This is a genomic window from Streptomyces albiaxialis (assembly GCF_039530985.1).
Taxonomy (GTDB): Bacteria; Actinomycetota; Actinomycetes; order Streptomycetales; family Streptomycetaceae; genus Streptomyces; species Streptomyces albiaxialis.
Window position 1 is genome coordinate 942,415 of record NZ_BAAAPE010000013.1, and the last position, 21,130, is coordinate 963,544.

Here is a 21,130-nt window from a genome sequence, read left to right on the forward strand (position 1 = left end):
GCCGCAACCCTGCCCCCGACTCCCCTTCTGGATCACCGGGCCCGCAGGCGGCCGCCGACCAGGATGCCGAGTGCCGCGACGGCGGCGGAGACGAGATACACGACCACGAACGCGGCGGGCTGCCCCGCCGTCCCCTCCGACGCCCCGTGCGTCGCCCCCACGCTCACCGAACCGCCTCCGAGCGCGGCGAAGACGGCTCCGGTCGCGGCGAGCAGCAGCACGTTCGAGAGGCTGTCGGACATCTGGAGCGCGGCCGAGTTCCGCCCCGTCTCCTCGGGCGCCGACAGCCGCAGCAGCAGGACGCTCAGCGAGGAGATCACCATGCCCATGCCGAGGCAGCTCAGGGTCAGCGCGACCACGAGCGTCCATACGGGCACGGAGTGGACGAGGACGAGCGGCGCGTAGGCGATCCCGAAGGTCACCAGCGCCATCCCCGTCCGTACGAGCCGCTCCCGGTGGGGCTCCATGCGCGGGCGGGACTGGAGGAAGGACCCCAGCGCCCAGGACGCGCCGCCCGCGGCGAGCGTGAGCCCCGCCATCGTCACGGACAGCCCGCGCTGGGTGACGAGCATGAGCGGCACGAAGCTCTCCGCCACGATGTACGACCCGGCCGCCATGCCGCGCAGCAGCACCACGGCGGGCAGCCCGCGCGCCGCCCGGAACGTGCCGCGCGGCAGCAGCGCCCGTACGGACGGCACGAGCAGCGCGGCGCCCGCGAGCGCGGGGACGAGGGAGAGGAGCCTCAGGTCCTGCCCCGCGTACTGGAGGAGCCCGGCGCCGAGGGCGACGGCGAGCGCGAGCCGTATCCGCCGCGAGTCCGGCCTGCTCTCGTTCTCGGCGCCTTCCGGGGGCCCGGAGGCGCGGCGCCGCAGCGGCGGCATCATCACGGCGAGCGGCAGCACGACGAGGACGGGGATGCCGAGGAAGACCCAGCGCCAGCCCAGGTGTTCGGTGACGGTCCCGGAGATCAGCGGCCCGACGATCGAGGGCACGACCCACGAGGCGGCGAACGCGGCCATCACGGTCGGCCGCAGCTCCTCCGGATACGCCCGGCTGACCGTCACGTACAGCGCGACGATCACGAGCCCGCCGCCGACGCCCTGAACGGCCCGCCCCAGGACCAGGATCCACATGCTCGCCGCCGTGCCCGACAGCACGAGCCCGGCCCCGAACGCCACGATCCCCGTCGCCAGCGGCGGCACCGGCCCCCGCCGGTCGCACCACTGGCCGGACGCGACCATGCCGACGAGGGAGGTGGTGAAGAAGGACGAGAACGCGTACGCGTACAGGGATATCCCGTTCAGCTCGTCGGCGGCGACCGGCATGGCCGTGCCGACGGCTGTCGCCTCGAAGGCGATCAGCAGCACGACGGAGACGATCCCGAACGTGAGCGCCCGGTACGCCCCGCTCAGCACGGTCACCTTCTCCCCCGGCCCCGTGCCCTCCCCGATCCCCCCGACGACCTTCACGGCCTCCCCATCAACACCCATACGCCCCAAGGTAAGCGTCACCCCTGACAACCGACTCCTACCAGGAACGCCCCTTCCCTCAGCCCCTGGGCCTAGGACTCCGGCTCATGTGTCGCATTCGGCCGTGGTGGTCCGGTGGACGGGGTTGCTACGGTCGACGGCCGTGACGCACTGTGCGTAGGCACGGGATCACCGCACGGATCGGGACGGTCGACGTGGAGGGGAACCAGAGGTGTCGGAACCGACCGGGGACGGGCCGCGGCCGGGCGAGGGGTACGCCGTCGAGATCGCCTCGCTCCGGAAGATCCTCAAGCCGATGGAGGAGTCGGTCGTCGCGGCGCACAAGATCAAGAACGACTGGAAGCCGATGGCCCAGCACATCCACGACTCGGCCACCATCGACATCGTGAGCCCGGCCAAGGAGATGCTGTCGTCCTGGGGCTTCGGCATGGGCCGGGTCGCCGAGCACGCGGACACGGTCGTGGAGACGCTCCGCCAGGTCCTCTCCGCCTATGTGCTGGCCGACCTCCTCGGCATCAAGCACTTCTCGCCGACCGAGGACAACATGGCCAAGTTGCCGTTCGGCAAGGAGGGGATGGCCGCCTGGAAGAACGGCCAGCGCCCCGACTTCGACCCGCCGCCGAGAATCACCGGGGACCCCCTGCCCGGCGGCCCCGTTCCGTACGACTCCTCGAAGAGGGGCACGCAGGAGCCCTTTCCCGAAACCGCCGGCACCCCGCAGGGCCCGATCGCATGACGCAGAAGGACGCCACCGAGGGCGGCACGGTCGAGCGGATACCACCGAACGCCGAGCCCGGCGACGTCATCTTCGGCAAGCCGTCCGACGTCGACGACCTCGTCGTCAAACTGCGCGCGTACGCGGGCGCGTTCAAGGACGGGAAGGCCAAGCTCGACGTCCTCATGTTCAAGCCGTGGACGGGAGCCGCCTCGGAGGCGTTCGACAAGGCGACCGAGAAGCTGCCGAAAGAGCTGGACTCCGCGCACACGTACTTCGGCGCGGCGGCGAACGCCCTGGACGCGTACGCCGACAAGCTGCGCTCCGTCCAGAAGCGGGTCAAGCCGATCATCGAGGACGCGGACGAGGCCAGGGCGACGTCCAAGCGGTACTGGAAGAAGGTCGAGGCGTACAACGCGGCCGTCGAGCGCGGCGACGCCCCCCTCCCCGAGCGCCCGCCGGACCAGGACCCGGGCGTTGCCGCGATGGAGGCCTGCCACCGCCGCCTCGACAAACTGGAGGGCGAACTCGACGGCGTCGTCACGGCGGCGAAGAGGAAACTCGACAAGGCGGCGGAGAAGGCCCCGAAGAGGCCTCCGGGCCTGAGCAAGTGGGACGCCAAGATGAAGGAGGCCAAGGACTTCGGCCTGGGCATGGGCGACGCCGGAAGCGACATGCTCAAGGAGTTCGAGTTCTTCGTCGAGGACGGAACCGACGGCGCCCGGATGCGGCTGGCGGGAATGGTCGACGGGGCCGCCTACGCGGTCGAGAACCCGAAGGAGTTCGCCAAGGCCGTCAGCAACTGGGACGAGTGGCAGCGCAACCCCAACCGCGCGGCGGGCCAGCTCACCCCGGGCCTGCTGCTCGCCCTGGCGACGGGCGGAACGGGCGCCCTGCGCCAAGGGGGCACGGCGGCGAAGAACGCGGCCCAGCGCCTCGCCTCCCGCGAGAAGGCGCTGCGCCGGGACGGCAGCGCGCGAGAGAGGGCGGACGGCGAACCGGGGCGGAACGACAAGTCCGAGGGCGAGAAGAAGAAGGCCGGCGAGCCCATCGACGTCGCGACGGGCGAGATGGTGATGTCCGCGACGGACGTGTCCCTGCCCGGCGCCCTGCCCCTGGTCCTGGAGCGGCACCACGTCTCGGGCCACCCCTGCGGCGGCTGGTTCGGCCCCACCTGGGCCGCCACGCTCGACCAGCGCCTCGAACTCGACGAGGCGGGCGTCGTGTACGTCGCCCCGGACGGCATGGTGCTGCGCTATCCGGTCCCGGACCCGGACGCCCCGGTCCTCCCCGCCACGGGCCCCCGCTGGCCGCTGGCCTGGGACGGCAAACCGGACGGCACCATGACCCTCACGGTCCCGGAGCAGAACCGAGCCCTCCACTTCGCGCCGCTCCCCCTCGGTGGCCGCGAACTCGCCCTCCGCGCGATCACCGACCGTACGGGCGAGGGCGACCGGCTGGACTTCACGTACGACGACCAGGGCGCCCCGGCGGAGATCACCCACTCCGGCGGCTACCGCGTCGCCGTCGACACGGACCCGTCCCTGTCGCGCGTGACGGCCCTCCGCCTCCTGGACGGCGATCTGGACGTCACGCTGGTCTCGTTCGCGTACGACGGTGCGGGAAATCTGGCCGAGGTCATCAACTCCACGGGTCTTCCCCTCCGTTACCGGTACGACGCCGAGCACCGCGTCACGTCCTGGACCGACCGCAACGGCACGTCGTTCGCCTACGTCTACGACCACCGGGGCCGCGTCCTGCGCACGCTCGGCCCGGACGGCATGATGTCCGGCCGCTTCCACTACGAACCGGCGGCCCGCACCACGCGCTACACCGACTCGCTGGGCCACACCACGACGTACGTCTACAACGAGGCGTACAAGGTCGTGCGGGAGACTGACCCCCTCGGCCACACGACGCACACCGAGTGGGACGACACCAACCGCCATCCCCTTTCGGTCACCGACCCGATGGGCCGCACGACGCGCCGCACGTACGACGGGGAAGGGAACTGCACGTCCGTCACCCGCCCCGACGGCACGGCCGTGGAGGCGACGTACGACGACTGGGGCCTGCCCCTGGAGATCCGCGAACCGGGCGGCGGCGTCTGGCGCCATACGTACGACGCGCGCGGGAACCGTCTCAGCACAACGGACCCGACGGGCGCGACGACCCGCTACGCGTACGACACGGCGGGCCACCTGTGCGGGATCACGGACGCGTCGGGCCGTACGACCCGGGTCACGGCGAACAGCACGGGCCTCCCCGTCGAGGTCACGGACCCGTCGGGCGCGCTCACCCGCGTGACGCGGGGCCCTCATGGCCGCATCACCTCACTCACCGACCCCATGGGCCACACCACGCGCCAGGGCTGGACGATCGAGGGCAAACCGGCATGGCGCGCACACCCGGACGGCACGCGGGAGACGTGGGAGTGGGACGGCGAGGGCAACCTCCTGTCCCACAGGGACGAAGCGGGCAACGTCACGTCGTACACCCACACCCACTTCGACCTCCCCGCCACCCGCACCGACCCGGACGGCGCGCACTACGCGTTCGCGTACGACACGGAGCTACGCCTCCGGGCCGTGACGAACCCCCAGGGCAGGGAGTGGCGCTACGAGTACGACGAGGCGGGCCGCCTGATCGCGGAAACGGACTTCAACGGTGCGAGCCGTACGTACGCCCTCAACGCGGCGGGTGAGCTGGTGGCCCGGACCAACGCCTGCGGCGAGACGCTCCGCTACGAGCTGGACGCACTGGGCCGGGTGCTGCGGCAGCGTGACGAGTCGAGCGGCGAGGAGACGACGTACGCGTACGACGCGCGAGGCGACCTGCGGCACGCCGCGAACGCGACGACGGAACTGACGTGGGAGCGGGACGAACTGGGCCGGGTCCTCGCGGAAACGGCGGACGGCCGCACGACGACGTACGCCTACGACGCGGCGGGGCACCGCACCCGCCGCACCACGCCCTCCGGGCTGGTCTCCACCTGGACGTACGACGCGAGGGGCCTCCCGGCAACCCTGACGACGGCGGACACCACCCTCACGTTCGCGTACGACGAGGCGGGCCGCGAGACGCGCCGCGCGGTCGGCGGAGTGACCCTCTCCCAGTCCTGGGACGAGACGGACCGCCTCACGACCCAGCAGGTCACCGGCCCGGGTCCCGGGCCGGACCTCCTCCAGCACCGCACGTACACCTACCGCCCCGACGGCTACGTCACGGAGATCCGCGAGCTGACGACGGGCACCCGTCATTTCGCGCTGGACGCGAGGGGCCGCGTCACCGGCGTCCAGGCCCACGGCTGGACCGAGAAGTACGCCTACGACACGGCGGGCAACCAGACCGAGGCGGAGGCCCCCGCGCACCCGGCCCCGGGCGGCCGGGAACACGAGGGCACGCTCATCCGCCGCGCGGGCCGCACGACGTATGCCTACGACGCGGCGGGGCGCACCGTCCGCAAGACCCGCAAGCTCCTCAACGGCCGGACCCGCACCTGGACCTACACCTGGAACGCGGAAGACCGCCTCACGCGGGCGACGACGCCGGACGGCGAGGAGTGGACGTACACCTACGACCCCTTGGGCCGCCGCACCACGAAGACGGGCCCGTCGGGCAGGCCCCTCATCTTCACCTGGGACGGCACGCGCCTGGCCGAGCAAACGGAGCGGGACGGCGCAACAACGACCTGGGACTACGCCCCAGGCACCCACCGCCCTCTCTGCCAAACGGAGAGCGAGCTGGGCACCACCCGCTTCCACGCGGTGGTGACCGACGCAGTCGGCACCCCCACCGAACTCGTAACCCCCGCCGGAGAAGTCCCCTGGCAACACCGCACAACTCTCTGGGGCACGCCACTCCCCTCCCCACCGGAGAGGACCACTTGCCCTCTCCGCTACCCAGGCCAATACGCCGACCCCGAAACGGGCCTCAACTACAACTACTTCCGCTACTACGACCCGGAAACGGCCCGCTACCTCACGCCGGACCCGCTGGGCCTCGGCCCGGCACCCAACCCGCACAGCTATGTCCCCAATCCGGACGCGTGGAGCGACCCGCTGGGGTTGGCGAAATGCGGGCAACAAGTGCGGGACGAGTTCAATACTCTACGAAAAGGGACCTCGAAACGCACAGGTCTCGTCGACTCACTCGAAGAGTTACAAGAGCAGTTTGACAGTTGGACAGAAGGAGCCGAGAAGCTACCTGCTCGCGGCCCGAAGGTTCCCGATGTATACAAGCTCGAGGACGGTACGATTATTCAATGGCGGACCGCCTCAACGAGCGGCGGCGAGACAATCGACCTGATCTTCCCGGACAGCAACAAGGCGCGGAAAGTGCATATAGATTCGAACCAGAGCAGCGAAGGATCACCATGAGACCGCACCTGGTCACGCTGGTCGAGGAAGTACTGGCTGAGGGGGACGAAGACTGGGTCATGGTCGACTTCCTCATCGGGGTCGCAGAAGAACACGTGAGTGCGCAAGGTGGAGACTTCAAGAGCGTCTCCCTCGAACTCCTCAAGACCCTCCTCGAGGAAGAACTCATGGAGATCGGCGAGCTCGGCGAGACCGGGTTCGAAGCCTGGGAGTGCCCTGTCGAAGAATCCGTTGAAAGGTTCAGAGAGGGGAGCGAGCGCTACGCATGGAAGCCCATGGGCGCGCTGTGGTGGCTGGCCAATACCTCGAAGGGGGAACAATGGCTGAAGGCGCGCCACGAGAGAGAACGCGGATGAAATCCCGTTTTCCCTGGCCGCCCAAAGCAGCCGCTTCGGTCTCGTCAATCCGGGCGCTCAGGCACCCTTCAGGTGTCGGACCAGGCCGTCGAAGCCGGCGGGGCTGACGGCAAGCGTTACGTCCGGCGCCTCGCTCTCGCGCAGCAGAAGTCCGCCTGCCGTGTCGTCCGCGACCTCCACGCAGTTGGGCGCGTCCTCGTCGCTTGAGAAGGATGACTTCGTCCATTCCTGATCTCTCATGCTCACACCCTCAGAGTTCTCGTGACAGACGATGAATGAGGGCCCTGGACCCGATCGCGTCCAGGGCGACGGACCGCACGCCGTCGAATACTGTGCGATATCGGCGAAGTTGATCCTCCGCTTCAACGAAGATCCCACCACGCGCGTTGTCCAAGAGGACCGTGTCAAGCCGCGGCGTGGCACCCTCCGCATACAGCATCGGATTCCCGATGCGGGTGAAGCCGTCGATATCGAAGGGGACGACGCGGACAGAGATGTTCGGGCGCTCGGACTGCTCCAGGATGTGAGCGAGTTGCCTGCGCGCGACCTTGCGGTCCGCGACTCTCACCCGCATCGCCGCTTCATGGATGACCGCGTCGTAAGAGAAGGGCTCCTCACGGCTCAGCACCCTCTGGCGCCGAAGCCTGAACGACGTCCGGTGGTCGATTTGCTCCTCCGAGAACGCGGAGACTGAGGCCGCGTAGATGGCACGCACATGCTCCTCCGTCTGCAACAGGCCCGGGACGTGCACGCTCTCGAAAGTCAGCAGGCGGGTGGAGACCTGCTCCAGCTCCGCCAGGTCGAGGAAGTTCGACGGTAGTCGGCCCGCGTACTCGCTCCACCAGCCCCGCCCACGCTCACCCGCCATCGAAGCGAGGGCATCGACGAGTACCGCGTCCTCGCAGGCGTACTGAGCAGCGAGGTGTCTGACTCGCTCCGGACTGACTCCGACTCGTCCGGACTCCGTGTTGGAGAGCCTGCCCTCATCGATACCGGACCGCCGAGCCCCCTCTCGGAGCGAGAGACGCGCCGCCTCTCGAAGCTTGCGCAACTCGCAGCCCAGTCACTCCTGACGAGCGGTGACGTGCTTACGCGAGGCCATGTACCCCTTCTTTCCGGCGAGTTGGGCTCACGATACCTCGGGTCAAACTTGACCTGGGTCAAACTTGACCCCTACCGTAAGTGACGCATCACACACGCACCGGTATCGCCGGAAGCGCACCGCGCCGTCATGCCGTGACACGCGTGGCACTGCCACCGGCAGCCCCGCCCGCCCCCTCCCCATCGGCACCTCCCTCCTGGAGTCCCGTATGCCCGAACCCGCAGCCCCCTGGGGCTACACGCTGCACATTCCCAACGATCCCCGCGCCGTCGCCGTCTGTCGGCACACTCTCCGGCTCGTCCTCGCCGCGCACGGCCTGCCCCACCTCGCCCCCGCCGCCGAACTCCTCGGCACCGAGTTGGTCACCAACGCCGTCACGCACACCAAGGGCCCCGTCGCGATAAGGCTCTGCTGGAGCGGGAGCGTCCTGCGACTCGGAGCCTGGGACACCGATCCGACGCCGCCGAGCCCGCGCCCCGCAGCCGTTGACGCGGAAGCGGGAGCCGACAACGGGCGCGGGCTGGCGCTCGTACGGGCCTGCTCCGACGACTGGGGATGGCACCGGCTCACCTACGCGGGCAAGTACGTATGGTGCGAACTGGCCCCCGGCCCTCACGTGGCATCCGTCACGGACGCGGTGTAGGAGAGGCCGGGCGGCGACGTGAGCTGGGCTCTTGTGTCACTATGCCGCCGGAGTTGCTGGTGAGTAACAGGGGGGCGGGGGCCTATGTCGCTGCGGGAGTTGGTCGAGGGGGAGCGGGTCGCCGGGATGTCGGCGGCGGAACGGCTCGACGCCGTACGCGCGATGCGGCTGTACTTCCAGCGGCCCGAGGAGCCCGGGTTCCTGGTGGCCGAGACCGAGGGCGGGCCCCTCGTGCCCGTGTTCACCTCCTGGGAGCGGCTCGCGCTGTTCGCGGGGGCGTGCGACTGGGCGTCCACCACCGCTGAAGACCTCGTGGAGCTGCTGCCCGAGGGCGTACGGGCGCTGGTGGATCCGCTCGGGCCCGAGCCCGGGCCGTTCCTGCTGGACCCCGAAGCGCTGCGGGCCGCCGCCCCGGAGAAGGGCCGATGAGCGGCGAGGGCAAGGGCGACGGCGCGGCGCCCGGGGCCGGGTACGCGGTCGAGATCTCCTCGCTGCGGCGGATCCTCACGCCCATGGAGGAGTCGGTGGTCGCCGCGCGCAAGATCAAGAACGACTGGAAGCCGATGGCCGACCACATCAACGAGGCGGCCACGTTCGACATCGTGAAGCCCGCCCGGGACCTGCTGTCCGGCTGGGGCTACGGCATGGGCCGCGTCGCCGAGCACGCGGACACGGTGGTCGAGACGCTCAGGCAGGTCATCGCGGCGTACGTGCTCGCGGACCTGCTCCGTATCAAGGACTTCGAGCCGACCGCCGACAACATCGCCAAGCTGCCCTGGGGCGATCACGCGCTGGAGTCCTGGAAGGCCGGGAACCGGCCGAAGTTCGACCCGGCGCCGCAGATCTACCAGGAGCCCTGGCTCACCGACAACGGGCGCGCCGACGGCGACGTCGGCGGCGACACCGGCAGCGGCGGCGTCGTCACCGGTGACCCGCCCTCCAACCCCCGCAAGCTCTACGACGGCGGCTGGGTCACCGACGGCGGGAAGGGAACGATCGCGTGACGCAGAAGGACGCCACCGAGGGCGGCGCCGTCGAGCGCATACCCCCGAACGCCGAGCCCGGCGACGTGATCTACGGCAAGCCGTCCGACGTCGACGACCTGGTCGTCAAGCTCAAGGCGTACGCGGGCGCCTTCAAGGACGGCAACGCCCAGCTCGACGTGCTGATGCTCAAGAACTGGACGGGGGCCGGGGCCGAGGAGTTCGAGAACGCGACCCGGAGCCTGCCCAGGGAACTGGCCGCCGCGCACAAGTACTTCACCTCGGCGGCGGGCGCCCTCGACGCGTACGCCGACAAGCTCCGCTCCGTCCACAAGCGGGTCAAGCCGATCATCGCGGACGCGGACGAGGCCAGGGCGACGTCGAAGCGGTACTGGAAGAAGGTCGAGGCGTACAACGCGGCCCTGGAGCGCGGCGACGACCCGCTCCCGGAACGCCCTCCGGAGAACGACCCCGGCATCGCCGCCATGGACGCCTGCCACCGCCGCCTCGACAAGCTGGAGGCCGAACTCGACGGCGTCGTACGGACCGCCAAGCGCACGCTGGAGACCGCGGCGGAGAAGGCCCCCGAGAAGAAGCCCGGCCCCCAGGGCATGGACAAGGTCAAGGGCTGGGGCAAGGACTTCCTGCGCGGCATGGGGGACACGGGCCTGTCCTGGGAGAAGCAGCTCAAGGCCCTGGTCGCGGACGGCCCCGGCAGCGCGGACCTCCAGCTCGCGGGCATGGTGGACGGCGTCGTGTACGCGAAGGACCACCCGAAGGAGTTCGCCAAGGCCGCCCTCAACTGGGAGGAGTGGCAGCGCAATCCCGCCCGCGCGGCGGGCCAGCTCACCCCCGAACTGCTGCTCGCCCTCGGCAGCGGCGGCGCGGGCGGCGCCAAGCGCGGCCTCTCGGCGGCGAAGAACGCGGCGGAGCGGCTCAAGGGCCGGGAGGGCGCGCTGCGCCGGGACGGCAGCGCGCGGGGCCGCGCGGGCGGGGAGTCCGGGAACAGCGGCGAGGGCAACGGCACCAAGAAGGGCACCGGCGAGCCGATCGACGCCGCGAGCGGCGAGATGATCATGTCGGCGACGGACGTCGAACTGCCCGGCGCGCTCCCCCTGGTCCTGGAGCGGCACTACGTCTCGGGCCACCCCTGCGGCGGCTGGTTCGGCCCGTCCTGGGCGGCGACCCTCGACCAGCGCCTCGAACTCGACGACGAGGGCGTCGTGTACGTCGCCCCGGACGGCATGGTGCTGACCTACCCGGTGCCGGAGCCCGAGGTACCCACGTTCCCGACGAGCGGGCCGCGCTGGCCCCTGGTCTGGGACGGCAAGCCCGACAGCACCGTCACGCTCACCGTGCCCGAGCAGAACCGCACGTTCCACTTCGCGCGGCTGCCGGTCGGCGGCCGGGAGCTGGCCCTCCACGCGATCACCGACCGCACGGGCGACGGGGACCGCATCGCCTTCGCGTACGACGAGCAGGGCGCGCCCGTCCGCGTCACCCACTCCGGCGGCTACGACATCGAGGTCGAGACCGACCCCGGGCTCCACCGGATCACCGCCCTGCTGCTGCGCCACGGCGAGGGCGAGCGGCGCACCGCCACCCGCCTGATCGGCTACGCCTACGACCAGGCGGGCGACCTCACGGAGATCATCAACTCCACCGGCCTCCCGCTCCGTTACCGCTACGACGACGAGCACCGCGTCACGTCCTGGACCGACCGCAACGGCACCTCGTACGCCTACGTCTACGACCACCGCGGCCGCGTCCTGCGCGGCATCGGCCCGGACGGCATCCTCTCCGGCCGTATGCACTACGACCCGGCAGCCCGCACCAACCGGTACACCGACTCCCTCGGCCGCACGACCACCTACGTCTACAACGAGGCGTACAAGGTCACCGCCGAGACCGACCCCCTCGGCCACACCACGTACACCGAGTGGGACGAGACCAACCGCCACCCGGTCAGCGTCACCGACCCACTCGGCCGCACCACCCGCTACATGTACGACGAGAACGGCAACTGCACGTCCATCACCCAGCCGGACGGCGCGGTCACGGAGGCCACGTACGACGACTGGGGCCTCCCCCTGGAGATCCGCGAACCGGGCGGCGGGACCTGGCGCCACACGTACGACGACCGGGGGTACTGCCTCAGCACGACCGACCCGACGGGTGCCACGACGCGCTACACGTACGACGCGGCGGGCCACCTGGCCTCGGTCACCGACCCGAACGGCCGCACCACCCACGTCACGGCCGACGCCACCGGCCTCCCCCTCTCCCTGACGGACCCGACGGGCGCCGTCACCCGCGTGACGCGGGGTCCGCACGGCCGCGTCACCTCCCTCACCGACCCCCTGGGCCGCACCTCGCGCCAGGGCTGGACGATCGAGGGCAAGCCCGCCTTCCGCGAACACCCCGACGGCACCCGCGAGACCTGGAACTGGGACCCCGAGGGCAACCTCGCCACCTACACCGACGAGGCGGGCCACACCACCCGCTGGACCCACACCCACTTCGACCTCCCCGCCACCCGCACCGACCCGGACGGCGCGCACTACGCCTTCGCGTACGACACGGAACTGCGCCTGCTCACGGTCACGAACCCGCAGGGCCGCGAGTGGCGCTACGAATACGACGAGGCGGGCCGCCTCGTCGCCGAGACCGACTTCAACGGCGCGACCCGCACGTACGAACTCGACGCGGCGGGCGACCTGGTGGCCAGGACCAACGCCTGCGGCCAGACGCTCCACTACGACCTCGACGCGCTGGGCCGCGTGGTGCGCGAACGCGACGAGACGGCGGGCGAGGAGACGACATACGCGTACGACGCGCGAGGCGACCTGCGGCACGCGGCGAATGCCGTCTCGGACCTGACCTGGGAACGCGACCCGCTCGGCCGCGTCCTCGCGGAGACGGTGAACGGCCGTACGAGCACGTACGGATACGACGCCCTGGGCAACCGCACCCACCGCACCACTCCCTCCGGGCTGGTCTCCACCTGGACGTACGACGCCGCTGGCCTTCCGCTGACCCTGACGACGGCGGACAACGAGCTGTCGTTCACGCACGACGCGGCGAGCCGCGAGGTCGCTCGCGCGGTGGGTGACGTGACGCTCACCCAGTCCTGGGACGAGACGGACCGCCTCGCGACCCAGCAGCTCACCGGCCCGGGCCCCGAACCGGACCTCCTCCAGCACCGCACGTACACCTACCGCCCAGACGGCTACGTCACGGAGGTCCGCGAACTCACGAGCGGCACGCGAAAGTTCACCCTCGACCCCATGGGCCGCCCCACCGCGGTCCGGGCCCACGGCTGGACGGAGCGCTACGCCTACGACGCGGTGGGCAACCAGACCCGGGCCGAGGCCCCCGACCACCCGTCCCCGGGCGACAGAGACGTCTCCGGAACACTCGTCCAGCGCGCGGGCCGCACGACGTACGACTACGACGCGGCGGGACGCATGACCCGCAGGACCCGCAAACTCCTCAACGGCCAGACCCGCACCTGGACGTACACCTGGAACGCCGAGGACCGCTTGACGCGGGTCACGACCCCGGACGATGAGGAGTGGACGTACACCTACGACCCGCTCGGCCGCCGTCTGGCCAAGGAGGGAAGCTCCGGCTCCACGGTCCGCTTCACCTGGGACAACTCGCGCCTGGCGGAGCAGACGACCGGGGACGGTGCCAGCACGGCGTGGGAGTACGCGCCGGGCACCCACCGGCCGCTGGCCCAGATCCACCGGGAGCCGCTGTCTCCGGCGGTGTTCCTCGCGGTGATCACCGACCAGACGGGCACTCCGACGGAACTGCTCACCGCCGGGGGTGAGCTGGCGTGGCAGCGGCGCACCACCGTCTGGGGAACTCCCCTCCCTTCCCCATCCGGCACGGCGGAATGCCCGCTCCGATTCCCGGGCCAATACGCGGACCCCGAAACGGGCCTGCACTACAACTACTTCCGCTATTACGACCCCGAAACCGCCCGCTACCTTTCCCCCGACCCCCTGGGGCTCGTCCCGTCCACGCACGACCACGCCTACGTCCCTAATCCGCTCACCTGGCGGGACCCGCTGGGACTCGCGGGGTGCGGGGACAAGCCACCACGCCTCTCGGACCCTCTCCCAAAGGGGCTGCCGAAAGTGACGATCAGGGCATACGAGGAGATCAGGGCGGGCAACGGCGTCCGGCAGACGGATCCGAAGACGGGCGATCCGAAGACATTCGCCGGCGACCATAAGCCGCATGAGAAGCGGTGGGCAGGTTCCGAGGAATACACCGTTCCCGGCGCACCCAGAGGAAGGGAACAGGACTACAAGATCCTCAAGAAGGAACTGCCGGACGGGCGTATCGTCATGGGCTGGACCGTGGACCACTACGAGACGATCCATCCGTTCAAGGCACCACATTTCCCGGACGACGGTTGGAAATAGGAGCGCCATGTACGTCCTTGTCGAGGAAGAGAGCCGCGAGGACGTGCTCTCGGCGGTCGATCTGCTCGGCTTCTTCGTGGAGCCGCCGTTGGGCACGTCGGATGTCGTCACCGCCATCGGCACCTCGTTTCGGCCCGAGCGGATTCCGCTGCTGCTCGAAGGGATGGAACTGCAGGTGCGGAACCGGCAGGACGAGGAGATCGGCTTCTACCACATCGGCCAGATCGAGGTGACCGACATCCGGGAGAGCGAGGCGGTGCCTGGCGCCGTCGACCTGGCCTTCGATCTGGGCGGCTACGCCAGCCCGTACGCGTACGCGCGTGAGCTGTGGCAGACCTGGGTCGACCAGGGCCCGCCGACCGAGACCGGCATGTGGAAACGGCTGCCCCCCGGTGCGCACCGGAGTTGGATTCACGTTGTCCAGCAGACCTGGTTCCGCTCCGGTCACCAGCCCCGCGTCTACGGCCACGCGGACACTTACGAGATCGAAGGCGCCGATCTCGCGAACATCGAGAGCTTCTACTGCGCCCTCGGCGAGGCCGTCAACGGCCCCGCGGGCTACCTCGGCTCCAGCCCCGCGGGCCTGGACGACTGCCTCAACAACACCTTGGCCACCCCACCCATCCGCCTCCGGTGGCGGAACTTCGAAACGAGTCGCGCGAATATCGACGCCGACGAACTGGGTTACGTGCTCTCCGCACTGCGCCGGCACGACGTTCCGATCGAGACGCCGACAGAGGCGGACGAACAGCGGCACGGCTGACCAGCGCAGCACCGTTCACGTCGCGATTCCGCCGGAGAAGTGACCGGCTCCGCGCTGGACTGGGTCGCATGGAAACCGCACCCGGCTCGCGTTGGGCCGCCGTCGTGGCCGTCATGGTGGGGATCTTCGCGATCGTCACGACCGAGATCCTGCCCGTGGGGCTGCTGACGGGGATCGGGGGGAGTTTCGAGGTCTCCGACGGGCGGGCCGGGCTGATGATGGCCGTGCCCGGGGTGCTGGCCGCGATCGCCGCGCCCGGCGTCACGGTGCTGACGGCGCGGGCGGACCGGCGGGTGATGCTGTGCGCGTTCATGGGCCTGCTCGCCGCCGCGAATCTCCTCGCCGCGTGCGCGACGTCGTTCCCCGTCATGCTCGTCTCGCGCGTGCTGGTCGGCGTCGTCATCGGAGGGTTCTGGTCGATCGCCGCGGGGGTCGCGTCGCGGCTGGTCGCGGAGGGGAGCGCCGCGCGGGCCACCGCGCTCGTGTTCGCGGGGGTGCCGCTCGGCTCCGTGCTGGGGGTGCCGCTCGGCACGCTGCTCGGCGACCTGGCGGGGTGGCGGGCGGCGTTCGCCGTGATGGGGGCGCTGGCCGCCGTCGTGGGCGGGGCGCTCGCGGTGACCGTGCCGCGGCTGCCCGCCGGGACGGCGACGCGGCCCGCGGTGCTGCTCCGTACGCTGCGGGCCCGGCCGACGCGGGCGGCGCTCGGCGTGACGTTCCTCGTCGTGCTGGCGCACTTCGGGACGTACACGTACGTGACGCCGTTCCTGGAAGGGGTCACCCGTGTCGGGCCGGGCGTCGTCACCGGGCTGCTCCTGGCCTACGGCGCGGCCGGGGTCGCCGGGAACTTCGCCGGGGGCGCCGCCGTCGCGCGGTGGCCCCGGGCCGCGTTCGGGGTCGCGGCGGCGGGGATCGGGGGCGTCACCCTGTCGCTGCCCCTCCTCGGCACGCACCTGCCCGGCGCCGCCGTGCTGCTCGTGCTCTGGGGCGCCGCCTACGGCGCCGTGCCGGTCTGTTCGCAGACCTGGTTCGCGAAGGGCACCCCGGAGACGCCGGAGGCCGCCGGTGTGGTGTTCACCTCCGCCTTCCAGGCGACCTTCGCCCTCGGCGCGTTCACCGGAGGGCTCGTGCTCGACCGTACGTCGCTCACCACCGTGCTGGTGTGCGGCGGCGTGGTCGCCTGCCTCGCCGCCGCCGTCTGCCTCGCCCCGGGAGGGGTCAGCCCTTCACCAGCGCCATGTACTTGTCCCAGTCCCAGTTCGGACCGGGGTCCGTGTGGTCGTTGCCCGGGACCTCGCTGTGGCCGACGATGTGCTCGCGGTCCTTGGGGATCCCGTGCGCGTCGGCCAGGTGCCGGGTCAGCGCCGCCGAGGAGCGGTACATCGCGTCGGTGAACCAGGTCGGGTCGTCGACGTACCCCTCGTGCTCGATGCCGAGCGAGGAGGCGTTGGCGCTGCGCGCGTGGTACGCGGTGTCGGCGTCGCGCACCATCTGGGTGACCTCGCCGTCCGAGGAGCGGACCACGTAGTGGGCGCTGACCTGGGCCTCGGGGTTCTGGAACCAACTGATCGAGCCCGCGTACGAGCCCTGCGTGACATGGACGACGATCTTGTTGAGCGACTCGGCCCTGCCCGAGGCGAAGTTGTTCCCGTCGGCCGGGACCCACTTGGCGTCGGGGTAGTCCTCGCTCTGCGTCCCCGCACCGGCCTTGGGCGCGCCCGTCTTGTGCGGGTCCACGGTGCGCGCGGTGACCGCGATCCGCTCCCCGCCGGGGGTCTCGGCCTTGATCCCCTTCTTGAGGAACGAGTAGACCGTGTCCGCGTACAGCCGGGCCGTCGCGCCCTTGGCGCCGCTGTACTCGGTGAGGGCCGGGTACCACGCGTCCACGTCGTCGCGCTCGTCCGCGTCGAGGCCGAGCCGGTCGGCGTAGGCGCGCAGGACGGCGGCGCCGCCGTGGATGTTGGCGCCGGTGTCGCGGCGGAGCTTCGCGACGGGCTCGCCGGTGAGTTCGGCGGCCTGTTCGAGCGTGTGCCGGGCGGGGTTGCTGACGAGGTGCATCACGCCGTAGCCGTTGGCCTGGCTCGGCTTGCCCCGGTGGCCGTCGAAGTGGGTCTCGCCGTAGCCGACGGCGGCGAGGACGTCGCGGGGGACGTCGAAGCGTTCGGCGGCCGAGGCGAACGCGCCGTTCATCGGGCCGTTCGCCGCGCCGCCGTCGGCGGGCTCGGGTGCCGCCGACGCCATCGGTCCCGTTCCGGTGGCGAGAAGCGCGGCCGAGGCGAGGACCGCGACGAGCGAGGCCGCCTTCGCGGTGCGCCGCGCGCTGCTGCTGACTCCGGGCATAGCTGCTCCTGGGAGGTGGGGGGATGGAGCTGGTGCGTGCCTTGAGACCGGCCACAGTACCGATGTGGTAAGGGCATGACAATGACATACGGACATTGACATCTACGCGCGTCCCACACCGCCTCTCCCCGGTCTCACCCCCGCCTCTCCCCCGTCGCCCCGCCGCCGGGGGCGCCAACACCGGCGCTGTCACCGGCGCGTGGGATTCTGGGGGCGCCGCGTTCCGAACGCGGCGCCATTCCCGTCCCGTTGGAGGTCTGTGATGGATCTGTCCTCGTTGCCCGACGCGCGTCCGGTGTACGACCGGGCGCTCACCCAGGTCGTCGGGCTCGTCGACGCGGCGAAGCCCGAGCAGTTCGACGCGCCGACCCCGTGCACCGAGTGGACGGTGCGCGATCTTCTGGGGCATCTCCTCGACGTCGCGGAGCGCGTCACCGCCGCCGCCGAGGACGCGCCCGCGCCCGCCCCGACCCCGGCCGCCGACCGAGGCGACGACTGGCACACCGCGTTCACCGCCGCCGCCGGTCGCGTCCGCGCGGCGTGGGCCGACGACGCCACGCTGGACCGGCAGATGACGCTGCCGTTCGGCGAGGTGCCGGGCCGGATGGCTGTCGCGGTCGTCGCGAGCGACGCGATCGTGCACGCGTGGGACCTCGCGCGGGCCCTGGACCTGCCGACCGGGGAGATGGACGCCGAACTGGCGGCGTTCGCCCGGGAGATCGTCGGCGTCGTCGCCCCGCCCGAGCGCCGCGGCGAGGGCATCCCGTTCGGCCCCGCGCGCGAGGCCGCGGGCGGCGCCGATGTCTACACCCACCTGGCGGCCTGGACGGGCCGCGACCCGGAGTGGGCCGCCTGACCCTCACGGGCGCCGGACCGCTCCGGACCGCTCCGGACCCGTACGCCCGCGTGCCGCACTCGCCGACGTACGGTCTCGTCGGCCGCCGGGAAGGGGCTGCCCCTTCCCGCGCGCCGCGCGCCGCGGGCCGTTCCGCCGGTGGCCGGTGGCCGGTAGCCGGGCGCGCGGCTCCCCGCGCTCCCCGCTCCCGGGCCGAACCGCCCCCTACGCCGAGGAGCCGCCCACCGGCGGCCGCGCGGCGCGGGGGCCTCGCGCGACCCCGCGACCCCGCGGCCACGCGGCCACGCGGCCACGCGGCAGCGAAAAAGCGGCCCCGCACCCCCGGAGCCGGCCCTCAGGGCCGTACTTCCAGGGGTGCGGGGCCGTGTCCGCACGTCAGTCCGGTCGTCAGCGGGCGAAGTTGACGCCCAGTCGCGCGTCGGACGCCGGGGCGCCGAGGGCCGTCGGGCCCCAGGACGTGACGCCCGTGGCGGTGAGCCCGCCCTTGGCGCCGCGCAGCGACCAGACGGCTCCGGCGTCCTTCTCCGCCGACGTGCCGTCCTCCTCCGGGGCGCCGATGGCCAGGTCGTCCTTGCCGTCGCCGTCCGTGTCGCGCAGGCTCACGGCCTGGCCGAAGCGGTCGCCGGCCTCGACGGCGCCGGGGACGCCCTCCGTGCCCTGGTCCCAGTTCTTGGCGCCGGTGCCGGAGAGGCCGCCCTTGCCGCCGAGGAGCTGGACGATGGCGCCGGTGTCCTTGCCCGAGGCGCCGGTGCCGATGTCCTCGCCGGGGACGCCCGCCGCGATGTCCGCGTAACCGTCGCCGTTGACGTCACCGGCGGTGAGGGAGGCGCCGAACTCGTCGCCCTCCTCGTTCTTGCCGGGCACGCCCGCGCTGTTCTGGGTGAGCGTGGTCGAGCGGGTCTTGCTGGGGCCGTCGGCCGTGCCGTAGAGGACCTTCACCGTGCCGTGGTCGTACGGCAGGTTCTCCAGGACGCCGCCCGGGACGGTGCGGACGACGAGGTCGCCGTAGCCGTCCTTGTCGACGTCGCCGACGGTCGCGGTGGCCGCGTCCTGGGTGGCGACGGCCTTGGCCATGCCGCTCTTGCTGCCCTTCCAGAACTGCGACTTGCGGGACATCTCCTCGAAGCCGTACGTCCCGAAGAGGTCGTCGATGCCGTCGCCCGTCACGTCCCCGGCGGTGATCTCGCCGAGCTCGCTGTCGCCGACGTCCGCCGTCACGTCCTCGGAGTCGGCCGCCTGGCCGCCCTTGAACGGGCCGTGCAGCACCTGGAGGTCGGACCAGCTCCCCTTCTTGCCGACGGCGAGGTCGTCCTTCCCGTCGCCGTTGAAGTCGCCCGCGGCCAGCTTGGAGCCGTCGACCTCCTTCTCCACCGCGTTGGCGCCGTCGAGGCCCTTGCCCTTCGAGCCCCACAGGATGGTGACGCCGGTGTCGTTGCCGGGCGCGGAGACCGCGAGGTCGGTGACGCCGTTGCCGTCGAAGTCGCGGGCCGCGAGGACACCGCCCCAGCCGCCGCCCTGCTCCGGGTCACCGGGGACCCACGAGGTCTTCTGGGTGATGATCTGGCGGTGCTTGGGGTCGGCGCCCTTGGCCGAGCCGTAGACGACCGTGACGTAACCGGCGCCCTTGACGCCGGCGACCGTCCCGTTGGAGCCGGCGCTCACGGTGTCCGCGTAGCCGTCGCCGTTGAAGTCCGCCTTGTACGCGGCGGCCTTGGCGGCCTTGGCCGCCTTCTTCCCTGCCTTCGCGTCCGTGTCGCCGGTCGCCGCACCTGCCGTCTGCACCGCGACGAGGGAGAGGCCCGCCGCCATGGCACTCGCCACCGCGATGCCGGCGGTAAGAGATCGCTTGCGCACTGTTCCTCCAAACAGGACTGCCCGGTAGCTGTGGGGGGTGGCGCTCCTGCGCGCCAGCGCTCCGTGCTCTGTGGGGTACGACACGGCGCCGCCGTGGTCGGTTGTACGAACCTGTGCGTTCTCGGGCGATTGTGAAGGGATCATGACATTCCGCTTTCGCCCCCGCGTTGCCCCACGTTCACCTCCCAGGACACACGGGCCCCGGCCAACGGTTCCGGCTTGCCCGGATCCGCCCCCTGTGTTCGGGCAGACTTTCCCTTATGCCCCACTACACGTCGTACGACGGAGCACAGCTCGCCTACCGCGTGCTCGGCGGCGCTCATCCGGGCGGCGACGACGGCCCGGAAGCGGAGCTTCCCGCTCCTCTCGTCTGCCTCGCCGGAGGGCCCGCGCGTGATGCCGCGTATCTCGGGGACCTCGGCGGGCTGAGCGCCTTCCGCCCCCTCGTCGTCCCCGACCAGCGCGGCACGGGCGGCTCGCCGCCGCCCGCCACGCCCGGCGCCTACGCCTTCCCGCGCCTCGCCGAGGACGTCGAGGCCCTGCGCGCCCATCTCGGCCTGGAGCGCTTCGCGCTGCTCGCGCACGACGCGGGGACCGCCACGGCGCAGGCGTACGCCGCCGCGCACCCCGGCCGCCTCTCGCACCTCGTCCTCCTCAACCCCGGCTCCCGTCTCCAGGGCCTGCTGCCCGACGACGCCCGCGAGATCTTCGAGGCCCGTGCCGCGGAGGAGGACTGGTGGGAGGACGCCTACGTCGCCGTCCGGCTCCTCTCCCACGCGACGGATCTCGACGAGATCCGCAGCCTGCTGCTGCGGGCCGCGCCGATGGCGTACGGGCGCTGGGAGCCGCCGCAGCAGGAGCACGCCGCCGACGAGGGCGTCCAGCTCAACCCCGTGCCGCGCGCGGCCTTCTGGCAGGGCGTCACGGAGGGCGAGCGGCAGGCGGTCGTCGACGGGCTGGCCGCCGTGGAGGCGCCGGTGCTCGTCGTGACCGGCGACCGCGACGCGGTCACGGGCATGCGCGCGGGCGAGGCCGTGGCCGCCTGCTTCCCCGACGCCCGCCTCCGCCCCCTGCACGGCGTCGGCCACTACCCCTGGGTCGACGAGCCGGAGCTTCTCCGGCCGCTCCTCGACGAGTTCCTCGCGTAGCGAGCTATTGCACTGCCCAGTGCAATAGTTCTACTGTTCAGTCTCCTTGCTGCACCACATGGTGCAAT

14 protein-coding genes and 3 pseudogenes are annotated in these 21,130 nt (G+C 71.5%); 11 read left to right on the forward strand and 6 right to left on the reverse strand.

Annotated features, from left to right (window positions below):
- Positions 1-32: 32 nt before the first annotated feature.
- On the reverse strand, positions 33-1,490 hold the full coding sequence (locus ABD343_RS27870) for an MFS transporter (protein WP_344532087.1): 1,458 nt from the start codon (positions 1,488-1,490) through the stop codon (positions 33-35).
- Between the two features lie 211 nt (positions 1,491-1,701).
- On the opposite strand from ABD343_RS27870, the gene ABD343_RS27875 reads away from it, so the two are divergent.
- The 3 genes from ABD343_RS27875 to ABD343_RS27885 are packed head-to-tail and all read left to right on the forward strand — an operon-like array spanning position 1,702 to position 6,940.
- Entirely contained in the window at positions 1,702-2,226 is a 525-nt protein-coding gene (locus ABD343_RS27875; protein WP_344532088.1) for a hypothetical protein, read from the forward strand.
- Complete coding sequence (locus ABD343_RS27880; protein WP_344532089.1) at positions 2,223-6,584, forward strand: putative T7SS-secreted protein; 4,362 nt, start codon at positions 2,223-2,225, stop codon at positions 6,582-6,584. The genes ABD343_RS27875 and ABD343_RS27880 overlap by 4 nt, the downstream gene beginning before the upstream one ends.
- A complete protein-coding gene (locus ABD343_RS27885) occupies positions 6,581-6,940 on the forward strand; it encodes a hypothetical protein (protein ID WP_344532090.1) in 360 nt (119 codons plus the stop codon). The genes ABD343_RS27880 and ABD343_RS27885 overlap by 4 nt, the downstream gene beginning before the upstream one ends.
- 57 nt (positions 6,941-6,997) lie before the next feature.
- On the opposite strand, the gene ABD343_RS27890 is transcribed toward ABD343_RS27885, so the two are convergent.
- From ABD343_RS27890 to ABD343_RS27900, 3 genes and pseudogenes are all read right to left on the reverse strand, one after another.
- Positions 6,998-7,180, reverse strand: coding sequence for a DUF397 domain-containing protein (locus ABD343_RS27890; protein ID WP_344532091.1), 183 nt, complete (start codon positions 7,178-7,180; stop codon positions 6,998-7,000).
- 10 nt (positions 7,181-7,190) lie between these two features.
- Positions 7,191-7,808 carry a DUF5753 domain-containing protein gene (locus tag ABD343_RS27895; protein ID WP_344532272.1) on the reverse strand — a complete coding sequence of 206 codons (618 nt, stop codon included), beginning with the start codon at positions 7,806-7,808 and terminating at the stop codon, positions 7,191-7,193.
- 21 nt (positions 7,809-7,829) lie between these two features.
- Positions 7,830-7,991, reverse strand: a pseudogene (locus tag ABD343_RS27900) (helix-turn-helix domain-containing protein); the annotation flags it as partial.
- A 259-nt stretch (positions 7,992-8,250) separates the two neighbouring features.
- On the opposite strand from ABD343_RS27900, the gene ABD343_RS27905 reads away from it, so the two are divergent.
- The 6 genes and pseudogenes from ABD343_RS27905 to ABD343_RS27930 form a co-directional block, all read left to right on the forward strand.
- A complete protein-coding gene (locus ABD343_RS27905) occupies positions 8,251-8,685 on the forward strand; it encodes an ATP-binding protein (RefSeq protein WP_344532092.1) in 435 nt (144 codons plus the stop codon).
- 84 nt (positions 8,686-8,769) lie between these two features.
- Positions 8,770-9,114, forward strand: coding sequence for an SseB family protein (locus tag ABD343_RS27910; protein ID WP_344532093.1), 345 nt, complete (start codon positions 8,770-8,772; stop codon positions 9,112-9,114).
- Entirely contained in the window at positions 9,111-9,689 is a 579-nt protein-coding gene (locus ABD343_RS27915; protein WP_344532094.1) for a hypothetical protein, read from the forward strand. The genes ABD343_RS27910 and ABD343_RS27915 overlap by 4 nt, the downstream gene beginning before the upstream one ends.
- Positions 9,686-14,104 (forward strand): DUF6531 domain-containing protein, encoded by a 4,419-nt coding sequence (locus ABD343_RS27920; protein ID WP_344532095.1) that lies wholly within the window; start codon positions 9,686-9,688, stop codon positions 14,102-14,104. The genes ABD343_RS27915 and ABD343_RS27920 overlap by 4 nt, the downstream gene beginning before the upstream one ends.
- 7 nt (positions 14,105-14,111) lie before the next feature.
- Positions 14,112-14,867, forward strand: coding sequence for a barstar family protein (locus ABD343_RS27925; RefSeq protein WP_344532096.1), 756 nt, complete (start codon positions 14,112-14,114; stop codon positions 14,865-14,867).
- 68 nt (positions 14,868-14,935) lie between these two features.
- Positions 14,936-16,057 (forward strand): annotated as a pseudogene (locus ABD343_RS27930) (MFS transporter); the annotation flags it as partial.
- A 28-nt stretch (positions 16,058-16,085) separates the two neighbouring features.
- Here ABD343_RS27930 and ABD343_RS27935 read toward each other — a convergent pair.
- Positions 16,086-17,204, reverse strand: a pseudogene (locus ABD343_RS27935) (N-acetylmuramoyl-L-alanine amidase); the annotation flags it as partial.
- 262 nt (positions 17,205-17,466) lie between these two features.
- Here ABD343_RS27935 and ABD343_RS27940 point away from each other — a divergent pair.
- Positions 17,467-18,060, forward strand: coding sequence for a TIGR03086 family metal-binding protein (locus ABD343_RS27940; protein ID WP_344532097.1), 594 nt, complete (start codon positions 17,467-17,469; stop codon positions 18,058-18,060).
- 387 nt (positions 18,061-18,447) lie between these two features.
- On the opposite strand, the gene ABD343_RS27945 is transcribed toward ABD343_RS27940, so the two are convergent.
- Positions 18,448-19,914 carry an FG-GAP-like repeat-containing protein gene (locus ABD343_RS27945; RefSeq protein WP_344532098.1) on the reverse strand — a complete coding sequence of 489 codons (1,467 nt, stop codon included), beginning with the start codon at positions 19,912-19,914 and terminating at the stop codon, positions 18,448-18,450.
- A 260-nt stretch (positions 19,915-20,174) separates the two neighbouring features.
- On the opposite strand from ABD343_RS27945, the gene ABD343_RS27950 reads away from it, so the two are divergent.
- Positions 20,175-21,062, forward strand: a complete 888-nt coding sequence (locus tag ABD343_RS27950; protein WP_344532099.1) for an alpha/beta fold hydrolase — start codon at positions 20,175-20,177, stop codon at positions 21,060-21,062.
- Positions 21,063-21,130: the final 68 nt, after the last annotated feature.

What these genes read in the sequence shown, in the direction of transcription:
- ABD343_RS27895 (WP_344532272.1), bottom strand. Translation starts at nt 7,808, where the DNA reads ATGGCGGGTGAGCGTGGGCGGGGCTGGTGGAGCGAGTACGCGGGCCGA.
- ABD343_RS27940 (WP_344532097.1), top strand. Translation starts at nt 17,467, where the DNA reads ATGGATCTGTCCTCGTTGCCCGACGCGCGTCCGGTGTACGACCGGGCG.
- ABD343_RS27870 (WP_344532087.1), bottom strand. Translation starts at nt 1,490, where the DNA reads ATGGGTGTTGATGGGGAGGCCGTGAAGGTCGTCGGGGGGATCGGGGAG.
- ABD343_RS27885 (WP_344532090.1), top strand. Translation starts at nt 6,581, where the DNA reads ATGAGACCGCACCTGGTCACGCTGGTCGAGGAAGTACTGGCTGAGGGG.
- ABD343_RS27925 (WP_344532096.1), top strand. Translation starts at nt 14,112, where the DNA reads ATGTACGTCCTTGTCGAGGAAGAGAGCCGCGAGGACGTGCTCTCGGCG.
- ABD343_RS27890 (WP_344532091.1), bottom strand. Translation starts at nt 7,180, where the DNA reads ATGAGAGATCAGGAATGGACGAAGTCATCCTTCTCAAGCGACGAGGAC.
- ABD343_RS27905 (WP_344532092.1), top strand. Translation starts at nt 8,251, where the DNA reads ATGCCCGAACCCGCAGCCCCCTGGGGCTACACGCTGCACATTCCCAAC.
- ABD343_RS27915 (WP_344532094.1), top strand. Translation starts at nt 9,111, where the DNA reads ATGAGCGGCGAGGGCAAGGGCGACGGCGCGGCGCCCGGGGCCGGGTAC.
- ABD343_RS27910 (WP_344532093.1), top strand. Translation starts at nt 8,770, where the DNA reads ATGTCGCTGCGGGAGTTGGTCGAGGGGGAGCGGGTCGCCGGGATGTCG.
- ABD343_RS27880 (WP_344532089.1), top strand. Translation starts at nt 2,223, where the DNA reads ATGACGCAGAAGGACGCCACCGAGGGCGGCACGGTCGAGCGGATACCA.
- ABD343_RS27950 (WP_344532099.1), top strand. Translation starts at nt 20,175, where the DNA reads ATGCCCCACTACACGTCGTACGACGGAGCACAGCTCGCCTACCGCGTG.